Raw genomic sequence first — 13,840 nt, 5'->3', positions numbered from 1 at the left:
CATCGGGCTGGCGGCCCGCGTTCCGGCTGCGACTGGTGGACGGGAAGTGGCTGCCATAGGATCGGCGCCAATCCTGCGAATGCGGAGAGTCCGGGGACCGTCCCAAACCCGGCGATAGCTTCCCATATGACAGCCGGCCGACGAGCCGGCATTTGGCATTTCAGCCAATTCAATGCAACAAAGCTGCAAATGGTACCCATTGACGGTTTTGAGTACGCCTTTCTATGTTGACGGGAAAGCGCATTCCATCGCAGGGAGGCTCACAGTGCAGGAAGCGCGACACACACCCCACCGACCGGGTAGGCGTACCCGAATCGCCTTGGCGGCCGGCGCCAGCGCCGCCGTCACAGCACTCGTCCTGACCGTCAGCGCGACCGCGAACGCGGCCACACTGCTGTCGGACGACTTCGACGACGGCAACGCCAACGGCTGGAGCACCTCGGGCGGAACCTGGTCCGTATCGTCCGGCACCTACTCACAGTCGAGCACCAGCGCCAGCGCCAAGGCACTGAGCGGCTCCACCTCGTGGTCGACCGCCACGGTGACGGCCAACGTCCGGGCCAACACCTTCGGCGGCGCGACCTCACGCGGGATCGGCGTCGCGGCCCGCGTACAGAGCGCGTCGAACTTCTACTCGCTCGTGCTCACCCCCAACTCCGTTCAGATCCGCAAGGGAGCGGCAACCACGTTGGCCTCGGCGTCGTTCCCGACGTCCACCGGCGCCTGGTACACGCTGTCGCTGAGCGCGACCGGCGGTTCGCTGGTCGGGTCGGTCAACGGAACCCAGGTCGTGTCCGCATCGGACGGTTCCTACTCCACCGGGCGGGCCGGGCTCGTCGCCAACTACGCCGCAGGTTCCTTCGACGACGTACTCGCGACCGACGCCGCCGGACCAAGCCCGACCACCTCGCCCACGACCGTCCCGCCGACGACCCCGCCACCCACGACGCCACCACCCACCACCCCACCGCCGACCACCCCGCCGCCCTCGCCCACCGGGATCATCGGATGGGCCACACAGGCCGGTGGCACCACCGGCGGAGCGGGCGGACCCACCGTCACCGTGAGCACCTTCGCCGACTTCCGGACCCAGGCACAGACCGAGGGCACCAGGACCATCCTCGTCAACGGAATGCTCACCGGCTCCGGCACCGTCGAGATCACCGCCAACAAGACGATCCGGGGCGTCGGCGCGAACTCCGGCATCTCCGGCACCACCCTCGGCATCGAGGACATGTCCCCGGCGAACGTGATCATCCAGAACATGAACATCCGCGGCGTACCCGGCCGCGACGCGATCGGAATCGAGAGCGCCACCCACGTCTGGATCGACCACAACACCCTGTCCAGCACCATCGAGAACCACCCCGACTTCTACGACGGCATGATCGACATCACCCGGGGCAGCGACTACATCACCGTCTCGTGGAACGTCATCCGCGACCACTGGAAGACCTCACTGGTCGGCCACTCCGACGGCAACGGCGGCCAGGACATCGGCCACCTGCGGGTCACGTACCACCACAACTGGTTCGACCGGACCTTCGAACGCAGCCCCCGGGTACGGTTCGGCGAGACCGTCCACGTCTTCAACAACTACTACTCGAACGTCAACAACAACGCCGACTCGTACGCCATCGCCTCGCTCGAGAACGCCGGACTGCTCGTCGAGGCGAACGTCTTCGAGAACGTGCGGCAGGCGTGCTGGTCGGCGAGCGGGTACGCGGACTCCGACCCGGGCCGATTGGTCGCGCGCGACAACTCGCTCACCAACTCCGGACCGTGCGAAACCAACGGCTCCGTGGCCGCCCTCCCGTACGGCTACACCGCCGACAACGTCGAAACCGTGAAGGCATCCGTCACCGCGGGCGCGGGGGCAGGCAAACTCTGACTCCACAACCGATCGGGTGAAGCGCAAGGCCGGTGACCGGCGTCGGTCACCGGCCTTGCCCTCGCGCGATTATCCCGCTGCTCGTATCGTTTTCCGGTGACGCACATCAGGGTGGGTGGAGTTCGGATTCTTAAGGACGACGCGTGGGCCTACGCGAAGACCTACCTGGTCGACCGGGCCTATCAGGGGGCATACCCGGCGTACGACGCCTTCGAGGGCGGCGGTGACCCCGACAAGCTCGACGACGCGGACCTGCTCGCGCCAATGCTGCTCAACGTAGGGGTGACGCTGCGCGGCTACTACGGATTGCGGGCCCACCGCGACCTGCTGGAGACGGCACTCGCCGAGATCGGCAAGAACGACATCGTTGCTCCCGAAGTGGACCTGTCGCCGATCGGCAAGCTGTTCTCGGTCCTTGACGCGCCCGGCATCCCCGGCGTCCGGGGGACAACCTTGGCAAAGATCCTTCACCGCAAGCGGCCGGCCTTCATTCCGCTCTACGACAAGTACGCCGGACACTGTTACCAGAATGGGGAGAACGCTCCGATCCCGCCGTCAAAGCATCGGACGTGGAGCGAGTTCATGACCCTGCTGGCCGGGGCCATGCGCGACGACCTCAACGCGGCACCCGAATTCTGGTCTGACGTCGTGAGCCTGACGACGACACCGAGAATCACCTCACTGCGTGCGTTGGACATCGTCGCCTGGAGTGCGGGCAGAAAGCTGCTCGCCCGCTCGTAGCGATCACCGCCGCGATCAGGCTCGGCCCAGGACGAGTTGCAGCGCGGGAAGATGTTCTGTCGCGGCGTCGAAGACCGTACGGGCGAGTGCCGGTGGCAGTCCCGCCCGCGCCGCCAGGCTCTCGGCCGTGACCTTCTGCCGTTCGAGCAGCTCGGCGGCTCTGCCGAGCAGTGACGGCTGTTCGCGGGGGCCGAGGTCGCCCGGCTCGGGATATCCCCACTGGGCGAGCAGGCCCATTCCCCGCCGGTAGGTGTGCTCCCGGTACACGCCCAGGTCGTGCCCCCGGTAGACCAGCGCCTTCAGACTGATCCCCCAGCGGCGCTTCAACTCGTGCAGCCGGTCGAAGTCGAGCCGGGCCGGTAGTTCCTCCGCCAGCACCTGGCTCGGGGCCAGGAACTCCGAGGCGAACGCGGTCGCCTCCCGTTCCAGGATCTGGCTGCCCGGCTCGGCGTCATGGTGCAGCAGCAGGTGTCCCAGTTCGTGTGCGGCGTCCATCCTGGACCGGGCCTTGTCGTTCTTCGCCGGGTTGAGAAAGACGAACGGCCGCTGGCCGTACCAGTGCGAGAACGCGTCGACGCGTTCGGACACGTCCGGCAGGGCCAGCACGATCACCCCGTACGCCTCCAGCAGCCGGACCACGTGTGGCACCGGCGCGGCGCCGAGGTCGAACGCCTCCCGGGCCGCCGCGGCCGCCGCCCGTACGTCCTCCGCCCGCGTCGGCTCCGGCAGGTCCAAATGCGGCAGCCGCAGCGGGGGCAACCGCAGGTGCCGGCCGACGACCTCGACGACGCGCCAGGCGATCTCGCCGAACGCCTCCGCCTGATCCCGCTCCGCCTGGCTGGTCGCCCGCAGGCTGCGGAAGTGCGCGTGCCCGGCCGTGGCCGGCGTCGGGATGCCGGCGGCGAAGAACTCGACCGGCATCCCCAGTGCCAGTGCCAGCCGGGCCAGCACCGCCGAAGACGGGCGGGCCTGGCCGAGCTCGTACTGGCTGACCGCGGCGGCGGTGACGCCTATCTGCCGGGCCAGTTCGTTCTTGCGCATCCGTCGCCAGCGGCGGGCCAGCCCGAGGGCGTGCGGCTCGAACGCCGCGACGGCCACGGTGGCGGGTACCGGTGGTCGTGGTCCGTCCGTCACGCCAGCCGACCGGCGGTACGGCCGGCCACGCCGCCCAGCCGCAGGGCCTCGATCGACAGCTCAGGGAGCGGCAACTCGTCGTAGCTCTGCCCCGGCACCGCGTCCTGCGCGACGACGAGCGGCAGCGGGGTGCCGACGGTCGGGGCCTCGCCGAACCAGAGCGTCACCTCGAACCACGGCGAACCGCCGTCCCGGTTGTCTCTCGGCAGCCCGATGTACGCGGTCGCCTCTCCGGTCGTGATGTCCCCGGTGTGGGCGATGCGGATGTGCCGCTTCGGCGGGACCACCCCGGCGAACACCTCCGGGTTCTGTCCCTCGTCGTCGAAGGCGAGCTGCCGGTCGCGGCTGTTCTCCACCGCGCCGCCGAGCCGGACCTCGCTGCCCTCCCAGCGGATCGACTCGATCCCGCCCTGCATCGAGTAGAGCCGGACGACGTAGCCGGCGCAGAGGATCTCCAGCGAGTTGTCCTCCAGCCGGACCCGTACGCCCTCGACGCCGTCGAAGGTGGCCTTGCCGAGGTTGGCCAGGTTGCGCCATACGGTGGTGCCGAAGCTCATCGCGTCGTCGCCGAGTTCCGGCTCGTGCCGGTCGGCGGCTCGGCGGTACACCTGCCGGATCAGTTCGCCCAGCGGCTTGAGCACGCCCCGGTCGTCCAGTACCGCCACTGCATCACCCAGCAGACCCATGGCGAGAAATCTAGCCGATGCCCCAGATGATGTTCCAGAAATCAAGCGGGCGACACGCCGCTCAGGAGGTCGTGGTGAGCAGCCGCTCGACGATGTCGGCCAGTTCCGTGATGGGATGGCGGCCGTCGAGTTCCATGGTGGCACCACGGCGGAGCAAAGGCTCCACCTCACCCACGTAGCGCTCGATCTCCGCCCGGTGCTCGGCCGTCTTCCCGTACGGATTGCTCGCACGCGCCGCGACGCGGTCGAGAAGGACCTCGAGTGGTGCGGTCAGCATGATGACGTGGTCGAACCGGTCGTAGAAGCGGCCCTGGTTCGCCACGGTTCCCGACACGACGACCTCGGCCCGCCCCGCGAGCAGAGGCCGCGCCGCGACAGCTCAGCCAGCAGCGTGCTCTTGCCTGCGCCCGACATCCCTGTCACCAGCACCCGCGCCACCCGGTGACTCTACTGAGCCGCCGGCGGCGGCGCCCGGACCGTGGGCCCGGGTTCGACCAGGGCGGCGACGGCAAGCATCAGCGCCGCACCGGCGACGAACGGCCCCGGCGCCCACAGGAATGTCCGGACGGTTCCGGCGACGAGCGGGCCGGCGACCGAACCGATTCCGGCGAGCATCGCCGCCGCCCCCATGGCCAGCCCGACCGAGTCGGGGCCGGCGATCCGGCTCATCTCGGCGACCGCGCACGGGAACAGCACCGAGGCACCCAGCGCCCAGGTCAGCGGCAGCACCGGAACCGCCCACCCGGCCGGCACCACCGGTGCCAGCAGCATCGACATGGCGATCAGCGCCGCGCCGCCGACCATCAGCCGGGTTTCGCCGAACGCCCTGACCAGGCGGCCGAGCAGCAGGCCACGGACGACGACCGCGACCACGCCGCTGATCGCGATGATCACCCCGTACGTGGCGGCGGTGATCGCCAGCCGGTCGGCGAGTTCGACCGGCAGGACCGTGGCGTATCCGGTGAAGCAGAGCCACCCGACGAGGATCGCGGTGGCGGCCCGGCGCAGCCGCCGCTGGCGCAGGGCCGTGACCATGGCGGTCAGCCGGCGCTGCCGGCCGGGTCGGGCGGTCAGCCGGGGCTCGGCGGCCGGCCGGGGCTCGGCGGCCGGCAGCAGGAAGACGGTGAGCAGCCAGGCGACCAGGGGTCCGGCCGCGGCCGTGAGCCCGACGGCGATGGTTCCGTACGACAGGACGAGGCCGCCCAGCGCCGGGCCGACGATGTTGCCGACGCCCTGTGCGGCGGTGACCCGTCCGATGACGCCGGCCCGGTCGGCGTCGGCGACGATCCGGGCGGCGTGCGTCTGCGCGAGCAGCGCCACCGCCGCGCCGAGGCCGGCGACGACCCGGCCGACGAACAGGGTCGGGTAGTTGGTGGAGAAGGCGAAGACGACATGGCCGGCGGCGGCGACGAGTGGGGCGATCAGGAGTAGGCGTCGGGTGCCGTACCGGTCGGCGAGGGCGCCCCAGACCGGGGCGGCGACCAGGGTGGCGACGCTGGCGGCGGCGAGCAGGATGCCGAGCCCGAACGCGCTGCCGTGCATCGCGATGACGATGAACGGCAGGGCGGGCAGGATCACGCCCATTGCGACGGCGTCGGCACCGGCGGCGGTGACGAGGACGCCGATGCCGGCCCGGGCGGGCCGCTCCGAGGTCGTCGCCGGCCCCCGGCCGCCGTGGTGGGCCGGTGCCGGCGGGGCGGCCGCCTCGTCGGTCACGGGCGTCTCCTGCGGGTCGAGGGCGGGCACGGCATCGAGCGACGTCACCAGGATCGCGGGACCGGTGCGGCCGCGCCACCCGGTTTGTCGCGATCACGGAAGCTAGAGTGCCGGCATGGGAGAACTGAGAACCCAACGGCTGCTGCTACGGCACTGGCGCGACTCCGACCTGGACCCGTGGGCGGAAATGAACGCCGACCCGCAGGTGCGTGAGTTCTTCCCGAACGTGGAGACCCGCGAGAAGAGCACGGCCGCGGTGGCCCTCTTCCAGGCCGGCCTGGAAGAGCGCGGCTGGGGCTGGTGGGCGGTCGAGGTCGCCGCGACCGGTGAGTTCATCGGGTTCACCGGCCTGAACCCGATCCGTGCCAACATGCCGTTCACCGGCGTCGAGACCGGCTGGCGGCTGCGCCGTACGGCGTGGGGACACGGATACGCCAGCGAGGCCGCCCGCGCCTGCCTGGCGTACGGGTTCGGGACCCTGGCCCTGCCGGAGATCGTGGCGTTCACCGCGGTCGGCAACCAGCGGTCGGAGGCCGTCATGCGGCGGATCGGGATGACCCGCGATCCCGACGGGGACTTCGACCACCCGAACATTCCCGACGGCCCGGTACGCCGCCACGTCCTCTACCGGATCGCCGCACCGGCCGGCTGACGGCACTCCGGCCGGTCACGGCCTATGTGGCCGGCTCGTCGGGCAGGCATCCGGCCGGTCACGGCCTACCTGGTCGGCTCGTCGGGCAGGCACAGGAAAGCGTCGAGGCGGGCGGCGGCGGTCAGCATCGCCCGGCCCCGGCCGGCGAGCCGTCGCCGCCAGTCCGCGAGCGAGCTGGCCAACGGTTCGGCGCCACCGGCGCCGCGTACGTGTTCCAGCACCGTGGCGATGTGGGCCAGCGGATAGCCGCCCCGCCGCAACAGGTGGGCGAGCTCGGCGTCGCGTACGTCGTCGGCCTGGTACACCCGGTGCCGGGTGGCCCGGTCCCGCTGCGGGGTGAGGATGCCGACGCGTTCCCACTTGCGCAGGGTCGCCGCGGTGACCCCGAGCCGGTGCGCGACCGCGCCGACCGGAAGCGGCCGGTCCGGGCGCCGCGCGGCCGGGGTGCCGACGAGTACGTCGATGGCAGCCTCGACGGAGTCGAGCGTTTCCCGGTCCCCGGCCAGCTGGGCGTGGCCGGCGTCGATCACCTGGAAGGCGGCGTCGAGGTCACCCCGGAGAACCGCCCGCATGATCGTTCCGGCGGTCGCGTACCCGTACGCCGGAATCAGCGCCAGATAGGCGCCGAGCGCGCCGGCGTGCACGGGCGTGTAGACGCGGTAGCCGCTCGGCGTACGGCGCGCGGCCGGGATCACCCCGGCGTGCTCGTAGTTGCGGACCGTCTGCGCCGAGATGCCGTACGCCCGCCCCAGATCGGCCGGACGGCCATGCCCCACGTTTTGAGACTTCAGCGGATCTCCCAAGCCTGAGTCATCGGAAAAGTCTCGACAGCAGGTTCAAGGATACGGTCGAGGTCATGGCTACCGACCTCCGGTCCTTCCTCGAATCCCGTACCCGCCCCGTCGAACTGCTCGCCCTGGGCGAGCCGACCCACGGGGAACCGGCCTTCCCACGCCTGCGCAACGGGGCGGTCAAGGTCCTCGCCGAGCTGGGTTTCCGATCCATCGCCGTCGAATCCGACCGGGTCGCCGCGCTGGCCGTCGACACCTACGTCCGGGGTGCCGGCGGGAGCATCGACGACGTGCTCGCCGACGGCTTCACCCACGGCCTGGGCGCATGCGCCGCCACCCGCGAACTCGTGGAGTGGATGCGGACGTACAACGGGTCGGTTCCGCCGGCGGAGCGGCTGGCGTTCCACGGCTTCGATGCGCCCCTGGAGATGACCCACGCCGTCGGGCCCGGCCCCTACCTGCGGCATCTTTGCGACTATCTCGTCAACCACCTCGGCACCGAGCCGCTGCCGGCCGGCGTCGACGACCTGGAGCGGCTGCTGGGCGACGACGCCCGGTGGAGCGACCCGGCCGCGCTGATGGAGGCCGCGAAGTCGATCGGCCGGTCCGAGGCGGCCGGCACGCTGCGGATCCTCACCGACGACCTGCTCACCGCCCTGTACGCGCACGCACCCCGGCTGGTCGCCGCCTCGACCCTGGACGACTGGCGGTGTGCCCGGCTGCACGGCACGACCGCCCTCGGCCTGCTGCGCTACCACGCCGTCGCCGCCGACCCGGCGCCAGCCGCCGACCGTACCTCCCGGCTGCTCGCCGTACGGGACGCCCTGATGGCCGAGAACCTGCTCGACATCCGTACGACGGAACAGGGCCGCGGCCCGACCCTGGTCTTCGCCAACAACCGGCACCTTCAGCGGCACCCCAGCAGGTGGCGGCTCGCCGACATGGACCTCGAATGGTCCAGCGCCGGCTCGATCGTGTCGGCGCTGCTCGGCGACCGCTACGCCGTTGTCCTGGGCAGCCTCGGCGCCAGCGTCGCCCTGAAACTCGACGCACCGGCTGAGGACACGTACGAGGGCAGGATCGGTGCCGCCACCGGGCAGGGTCCGCTCTTCGCCGCCGCCCCGCTGGCCGCGCTCGTCGAAGGCGCGCGGGTCCGCGCCGACGTGACGCCCGAGCAGGGATACTTCCCGCTCGACGCCGAGACGGTCTCGCACTGTGACGCGGTGTGGCACGTCGAGCGGTTCTCGCCGGCCGCGGCGGCCCTCGCCGCCCGGATCCTGGAGCTGCCCGACGTCGCCGAGATGCGGGCCGGCCCGGACCTCGGCGCACCCGAACTCGGCTGGGACGACCGGTTCTTCTTCGCCGGACCGGACCGGCACCGGCCGTTCGCCACCATCGTCGCCCACGACATCCCCGGTTTCGACGACCGGTCGCGGCTGGACCGCGCCGGAGTGTTCCGGCTCAACATCGAGGCGGGCCGCGACGAGTTCCGGCGGCTGTTCGGCTACGGGCCCGAGCAGTTCGCCGACCACCGGGACGGGATCGACTTCACCGCCGTGGACGTGATCGTGCCGCACCCGGCGTACGCGGTACAGGGCTGGGTGAGCGTCAGCAACCCCGGCCCCGGGACGTGGGCGGAGGTGGAACGGCTGCTGGCGTACGCCCACCGGCGCTCGACGCAGCGGAAACGGCAGCCCTGATCACGCCCACCGGGTGCGGCGGGCGCCCGGTCACAGCGGGGCGCCGCCGAACCCGATCTCGTTGCCGTCGGGGTCGTGGAAGGTCGTCTTCCGTACGCCGTTGTCGTAGGTTTCCCGCTTCGCCGGCTCCAGTCCCCGCCCCTCTATCTCTGCCACGCGGGTGTCGAAGTCGTCGACGAAGAGGGTGTGCATGGCGTGGCCGGCGTGGTCGGGCCGCTGCTCGATGTACACGTACCGGTGTTCCGCGAGTTCCCAGACTGCTTCGATGTCATTGGGGAGGAATGTCGGTGGGGAGCCGAGCAGGCGCTCGTACCAGGCCAGCGACGTCGCGTAGTCGCTGACCGGTATTCCCGCGAACAAATCGACGGCCATGCCGGCATGCTAACCGCCGCGTCCGACACCCGCCCGCGTACCGGTTCGCCCGGACCGGACCCCGGCCCGGCCGTCAGCGGAATCCCGCGACCAGGAACGCCCCGAACCCGACCACGGCCAAGGGCACAGCTGTGGCCAGGGCGAGTGCCCGCCGCCGGTTCGTCCCGCCGACCAGGACGACGACCAGGACACCGAGCACGACGTTGATCAGGGCGGTCCACAGCGGATCGATCCCGTAGCTCGGGTGTCCGATGTCCCTGGCCAGCAGCCCCGCCTCGGCGAAGAGCACCGCGCCCGGCAGCGCGGTCCCCACCACCTGCCGCCACCCCGACCCGCGCGCCCACGTCCCACCGATGCCGAAGACGATCCCCGCGACGACACCGAAGGACATCCAGAGCAGCGACGTCGGCGCCCACAGCACGGCCAGGTCGTCGCCCTGGATCAGGGTCGCCGCAAGGTAGTAGCTGGGCACCGCGACGACGAGTCCGACGGCGGCGCCCAGCGCCGCGCGCAGCCAGCCCGACCGCACCCAGTAGCCGAAGCCGAAGGCCGCCACCGCCCACACGGCGCTGGAGTTGCCCAGGTCGGCGAACGGGTACGGCACCCACTTGATCCACACGAAGTCGAGGAACCCCAGCAGGAAGCCGCCCACCACCGCGGCGAGCGCCACACGACGATGATCAGGGGCCATGGCCAGAGAGCATACCGGGTATGCATCGTTGGTCGACGCGAGGTGCGTCGGGCACCCCTACCGGCGTCGGTCACCGGACTCGGCGATCACCGCTGGCGACGCTCGCTGCCAGGGGCCGAGATGGCAGGATGGCAGCCCATGGCGAAGCGACGTACCACCCGGGCCGAGAACACCAGCGACGTGGATGCCGCCAGTGGGACGGCCAACGAGGTCGGCCTGCTGCGGCAGGCACTGGCGGCAGCCGGCGCCCCGGACGAGGTGCTACGGATGCTGGACGCCGGCGGCCCGGATGAGATCTTCGCCCGCCTGGCCGAGGCCGACGTGCTGCCGACCCCCGACGATGCGCTACCCAATCTGATCGCTCAGTGGACGCCGCTGCTGGCACGCGGCGTCGACCCCTTGACCGCCGAGATATCCGGGCTGGAGTTCGTCGCCGCCTTCCGCTCCGCCGAACCCGACCCGGACCGGTTTGCCGGAATGCTGACCGCACTCGTCGAAGACACGGCCGCATACGGCGGCGCTGCCGCGTTGGCGTTCCTGCGAACGATGGCGGCGATCGGGCCGGCAACGGTACGGCCCACAGCCGCTGAGGCCGCCGACCGGCTCGTCGCCGGCGGGTTGACCGACCGGCCGTGGGTCAAGGATCTCGGGAACCCGAAGGTCGGAACCTGCTTCGGCTACAGGGACGACCTGGGGGCGCAGGAGACGGTCGCGGTCACGTTCCGCTACGGGCGGCGCGAGCACGCCATCGCCGTACTGATCGACCATGACCTCGGCGGCGGGGTCAAGGACTGCTGGCCCACCGACGAACCCGACCAGATCCGTGCCGCCTACCGCATCTCCGCAGCAGAAGAGGGACTCCGCTTCGCGGACTACCAGCCGGCCGAAGCGCGGGCGATCCTGCACCGGGCCCTGGAGCAACCGCCCTGCCCGGTGGAACCCGATCAGATCGAGGACGTCGACATGTTCCTGGACCTGGTCCGTAGCCGGGCCGCACTGCTGCCCGACGCCGGCCCGGACAGGAACGTGTCAACACGGAAGCGCGTATCCCGAAAAGCGTCGTCGGCCGCTACGGTGCACCGGCTGAAGGTGTCGCTGCACGGAGCCAGGCCACCGATCTGGCGACGGGTCGAGGTGCCCTCCGACACCAGCCTGCACGAGTTGCATCTGGTGATCCAGGCCGCTTTCGGCTGGGAGAACTACCACATGTGGGTGTTCGAGAACGGCGCCGGCCGGTACGGGATCCCGGATCGCGAACTCGACATCAGGTCCGCCGCAGCCAGGAAGCTGCACGGTGTCGCAGCCCGTAAGGGCAGCCGCCTGAACTACACCTACGACTTCGGCGACAACTGGGAACACAGCATCGTGGTGGAAGAGGTCCGCGCCGCAGAGGCAGACATCAGCTATCCCCGCTGTCTCGCCGGCCGCCGGACCGCGCCACCGGAGGACTGCGGCGGCATCTGGGGCTACGAGAGCCTCGTGGAAATCCTGGCCGACCCGACCCACGAGGAACACGCCGAACGCCTCGAATGGCTCGGGCTGTCCTCAGCGGCCGAATTCGACCCCGCCCACTTCGACCTCGACGGGATCAACCAGGAACTCGCGCAGGTCACAGCCGGCTGGCGGTGAGTTGCTTCCCGACGCCTCAGCCTGGCGGAATCACCGACCCGCAACGCGACAGCCCCGCCCGGATCGCTGTCGCGGGAGCACTACGAGCCGACTGCGGACCGGTAATGGGCGAGGTAGTCCCGTACCGGCGGCGACAGGGCGTCCCAGTCCCGCTTCTGGCCGACCACCTCGAACCAGGCCAGGTTCTCCACCCAGAACCGGTAGACGAACCGTTCGAAGTCCGGCGCCACCTCCACCAGGTCGCCGGCCGCGTCCGTTTCGTCGACGCCGTCCTCGACCCAGGTGTCGTAGTTGATCCCGCCGGCCACCACCCGGTGTCCGCCGTCCGGTTCCAGGTACAGGTACCAGAACAGGCAGTCCTGCTGGTCGTTGAGGAACCGCAGGAGCCTCGCGCCGGCACCGACCGGGCTCGGCACCGGCGGCCCCGGTGGCTGCCACCAGCAAGCCGTGCACGACGGCACCGCGCCCGACAGTTCCGGCCGCCTCATGAACTCCACGAACGGATCCGGCAACCCCGTACCGAGAAACGCCCCGTCCGCCCGCACGTCGATCGGCCGCATGTACGCGACCCGCGGATCGCGGGCCCCGGCCAGCCAGGCGAACCGGCCGTCGAACAACGGCTCCGGCAGCGGCGGCAGGCTGTCGGGCGGGAAGTAGTCGTACGTCCCGTCGTCGCACCGGTACGGCCCGAGATCCGTACCGAACCATCCCCTCGTCAGCACCATCAGGCCACTGTAGACATCGTGTCGGCCGCGCCGTGTCGAACCGGCGTGGCGACGCCCCGTCGACAGCGCCCGGAACGACTCAGGCCGGCGGGATCACGGTCACGCCCGGCCACCGCTGTGCGGGCCGGTGCCGGGCGAGCCGGGCCAGCGACCGGTCCACTGTGACCTGTCGCGGATTGTGCCGCCACACACCGTCGAGGAGATCCGCCACCCCGAACGGGGCACACACCTCGATCCGGTCGTCGTGGCCGAGCCGCACCACGACGGCGGTGGCCGTCTCGGGCCAGGTGCCGATCGCGTCCGCGATCGACGTCAGCGGCTCGACCGGGTCGCCGCCGAACTTGGTGGCGTACCAGGTGTGGACCGCCGCCTGGTTGCGGGCCTCCCACGGGACGCCGGGCATCCGCTCACCCAGGCGGGCGGTCACCCGGTCGTCGTACCCACGGCTGAGGTCGCTTTCGTCGAAGAACGCGACGTCGACGTCGCGTACCTCGTCGGGGCGGAACCCGGACCCGTACCGCTCACCTCAGACCAGGTCGCGCAGCGCCCCCGCGCCGACCCAGGCGTCCGGGACCCGTTCGTCGCGGACGACGGTGAGCACCCGCATCAGCCAGTCGTTCGACCGGATCAGTGTCTCCAGGCTGTCGGTCATGTCCCGAAGTGCCTCCTGAACGTGGCGTAGACCGGCGTACCCGGAAGGTTGTCGTGGATGGCGAAGACGACGTGGTCGAACCGGTCGACGGCCCGCAGCGCGGTGGCGAACGCGTCGGCGACCGTCGCCGGGTCGTTGCGGAACACCCCGCAGCCCCACGCGCCCAGCACGAGCGTCCGGTGACCGTGGGCGGCGGCGACATCGAGTACCCGACGGGCGCGGGCGGCCAGCACCGCCGGCACGTCGCCGACGTGCCCGGGCTGGTTGCGCGCGATCGCGCCGAGGTTCGGTGCCGCCGCCGTCAGGAACGACGTCCGGTACGGCTGGTCGAGCAGGTTGCCCTTGTCGTCGCGGAACACCGGCACGCCCGAGTTCCGCAGTTCGTAGACAAACGACTCACTGAAAACGCCGCCTGAACTGGGAGAACGCACAACTGCGTCGCACGAGGCGTGTGTCCACG

At 70.9% G+C, this 13,840-nt stretch carries 15 protein-coding genes and 1 pseudogene; 5 read left to right on the top strand and 11 right to left on the bottom strand.

Annotated features, from left to right (window positions below; genetic code table 11):
• Positions 1-319 precede the first annotated feature (319 nt).
• Positions 320-1,891: a pectate lyase gene (locus tag AB0M79_RS09215; RefSeq protein WP_364210000.1), complete on the top strand. Its 1,572-nt coding sequence runs from the start codon at positions 320-322 to the stop codon at positions 1,889-1,891.
• 96 nt (positions 1,892-1,987) lie between these two features.
• Positions 1,988-2,632 carry a DUF6308 family protein gene (locus AB0M79_RS09210; RefSeq protein ID WP_364209997.1) on the top strand — a complete coding sequence of 215 codons (645 nt, stop codon included), beginning with the start codon at positions 1,988-1,990 and terminating at the stop codon, positions 2,630-2,632.
• A gap of 15 nt (positions 2,633-2,647) precedes the next feature.
• On the opposite strand, the gene AB0M79_RS09205 is transcribed toward AB0M79_RS09210, so the two are convergent.
• The 4 genes from AB0M79_RS09205 to AB0M79_RS09190 all read right to left on the bottom strand — a co-directional run bounded on the left by AB0M79_RS09205 (position 2,648) and on the right by AB0M79_RS09190 (position 6,216).
• Complete coding sequence (locus AB0M79_RS09205; protein ID WP_364209994.1) at positions 2,648-3,766, bottom strand: XRE family transcriptional regulator; 1,119 nt, start codon at positions 3,764-3,766, stop codon at positions 2,648-2,650.
• On the bottom strand, positions 3,763-4,452 hold the full coding sequence (locus AB0M79_RS09200; RefSeq protein ID WP_364209991.1) for a hypothetical protein: 690 nt from the start codon (positions 4,450-4,452) through the stop codon (positions 3,763-3,765). The genes AB0M79_RS09205 and AB0M79_RS09200 overlap by 4 nt, the downstream gene beginning before the upstream one ends.
• 61 nt (positions 4,453-4,513) lie before the next feature.
• Entirely contained in the window at positions 4,514-4,774 is a 261-nt protein-coding gene (locus AB0M79_RS09195) for a hypothetical protein (protein WP_364209988.1), read from the bottom strand.
• A gap of 125 nt (positions 4,775-4,899) precedes the next feature.
• Positions 4,900-6,216, bottom strand: a complete 1,317-nt coding sequence (locus AB0M79_RS09190; protein ID WP_364209985.1) for an MFS transporter — start codon at positions 6,214-6,216, stop codon at positions 4,900-4,902.
• Positions 6,217-6,283: 67 nt separating this feature from the next.
• Between AB0M79_RS09190 and AB0M79_RS09185 the strand changes: the two genes are divergently transcribed.
• Entirely contained in the window at positions 6,284-6,820 is a 537-nt protein-coding gene (locus AB0M79_RS09185) for a GNAT family N-acetyltransferase (protein WP_364209982.1), read from the top strand.
• A gap of 65 nt (positions 6,821-6,885) precedes the next feature.
• Here AB0M79_RS09185 and AB0M79_RS09180 read toward each other — a convergent pair whose 3' ends face one another.
• On the bottom strand, positions 6,886-7,596 hold the full coding sequence (locus tag AB0M79_RS09180) for a MerR family transcriptional regulator (RefSeq protein WP_364209979.1): 711 nt from the start codon (positions 7,594-7,596) through the stop codon (positions 6,886-6,888).
• Between the two features lie 80 nt (positions 7,597-7,676).
• On the opposite strand from AB0M79_RS09180, the gene AB0M79_RS09175 reads away from it, so the two are divergent.
• On the top strand, positions 7,677-9,311 hold the full coding sequence (locus tag AB0M79_RS09175) for a DUF6194 family protein (RefSeq protein WP_364209976.1): 1,635 nt from the start codon (positions 7,677-7,679) through the stop codon (positions 9,309-9,311).
• A 30-nt stretch (positions 9,312-9,341) separates the two neighbouring features.
• Here AB0M79_RS09175 and AB0M79_RS09170 read toward each other — a convergent pair whose 3' ends face one another.
• Positions 9,342-9,683: a VOC family protein gene (locus AB0M79_RS09170; protein WP_364209973.1), complete on the bottom strand. Its 342-nt coding sequence runs from the start codon at positions 9,681-9,683 to the stop codon at positions 9,342-9,344.
• A 73-nt stretch (positions 9,684-9,756) separates the two neighbouring features.
• Positions 9,757-10,353: a DUF6518 family protein gene (locus AB0M79_RS09165; RefSeq protein WP_364209970.1), complete on the bottom strand. Its 597-nt coding sequence runs from the start codon at positions 10,351-10,353 to the stop codon at positions 9,757-9,759.
• A gap of 6 nt (positions 10,354-10,359) precedes the next feature.
• Between AB0M79_RS09165 and AB0M79_RS09160 the strand changes: the two genes are divergently transcribed.
• Positions 10,360-12,003, top strand: a complete 1,644-nt coding sequence (locus AB0M79_RS09160) for a plasmid pRiA4b ORF-3 family protein (protein ID WP_364209967.1) — start codon at positions 10,360-10,362, stop codon at positions 12,001-12,003.
• An 80-nt stretch (positions 12,004-12,083) separates the two neighbouring features.
• On the opposite strand, the gene AB0M79_RS09155 is transcribed toward AB0M79_RS09160, so the two are convergent.
• From AB0M79_RS09155 to AB0M79_RS09140, 4 genes and pseudogenes are all read right to left on the bottom strand, one after another.
• Positions 12,084-12,728 carry a hypothetical protein gene (locus tag AB0M79_RS09155; protein ID WP_364209964.1) on the bottom strand — a complete coding sequence of 215 codons (645 nt, stop codon included), beginning with the start codon at positions 12,726-12,728 and terminating at the stop codon, positions 12,084-12,086.
• A 79-nt stretch (positions 12,729-12,807) separates the two neighbouring features.
• Positions 12,808-13,212: pseudogene (locus AB0M79_RS09150) on the bottom strand (nucleotidyltransferase family protein); the annotation flags it as partial.
• A 42-nt stretch (positions 13,213-13,254) separates the two neighbouring features.
• Positions 13,255-13,380 carry a hypothetical protein gene (locus tag AB0M79_RS09145; protein WP_364209961.1) on the bottom strand — a complete coding sequence of 42 codons (126 nt, stop codon included), beginning with the start codon at positions 13,378-13,380 and terminating at the stop codon, positions 13,255-13,257.
• Positions 13,377-13,745 (bottom strand): TIGR02452 family protein, encoded by a 369-nt coding sequence (locus AB0M79_RS09140; protein WP_364209958.1) that lies wholly within the window; start codon positions 13,743-13,745, stop codon positions 13,377-13,379. Before AB0M79_RS09140 ends, AB0M79_RS09145 begins: the two co-directional genes overlap by 4 nt.
• Positions 13,746-13,840 lie beyond the last annotated feature (95 nt).

It is taken from the genome of Polymorphospora sp. NPDC051019 (assembly GCF_040683055.1).
Taxonomy (GTDB): Bacteria; Actinomycetota; Actinomycetes; order Mycobacteriales; family Micromonosporaceae; genus Polymorphospora; species Polymorphospora lycopeni.
This window is presented reverse-complemented; position numbering and strand designations above follow the sequence as displayed.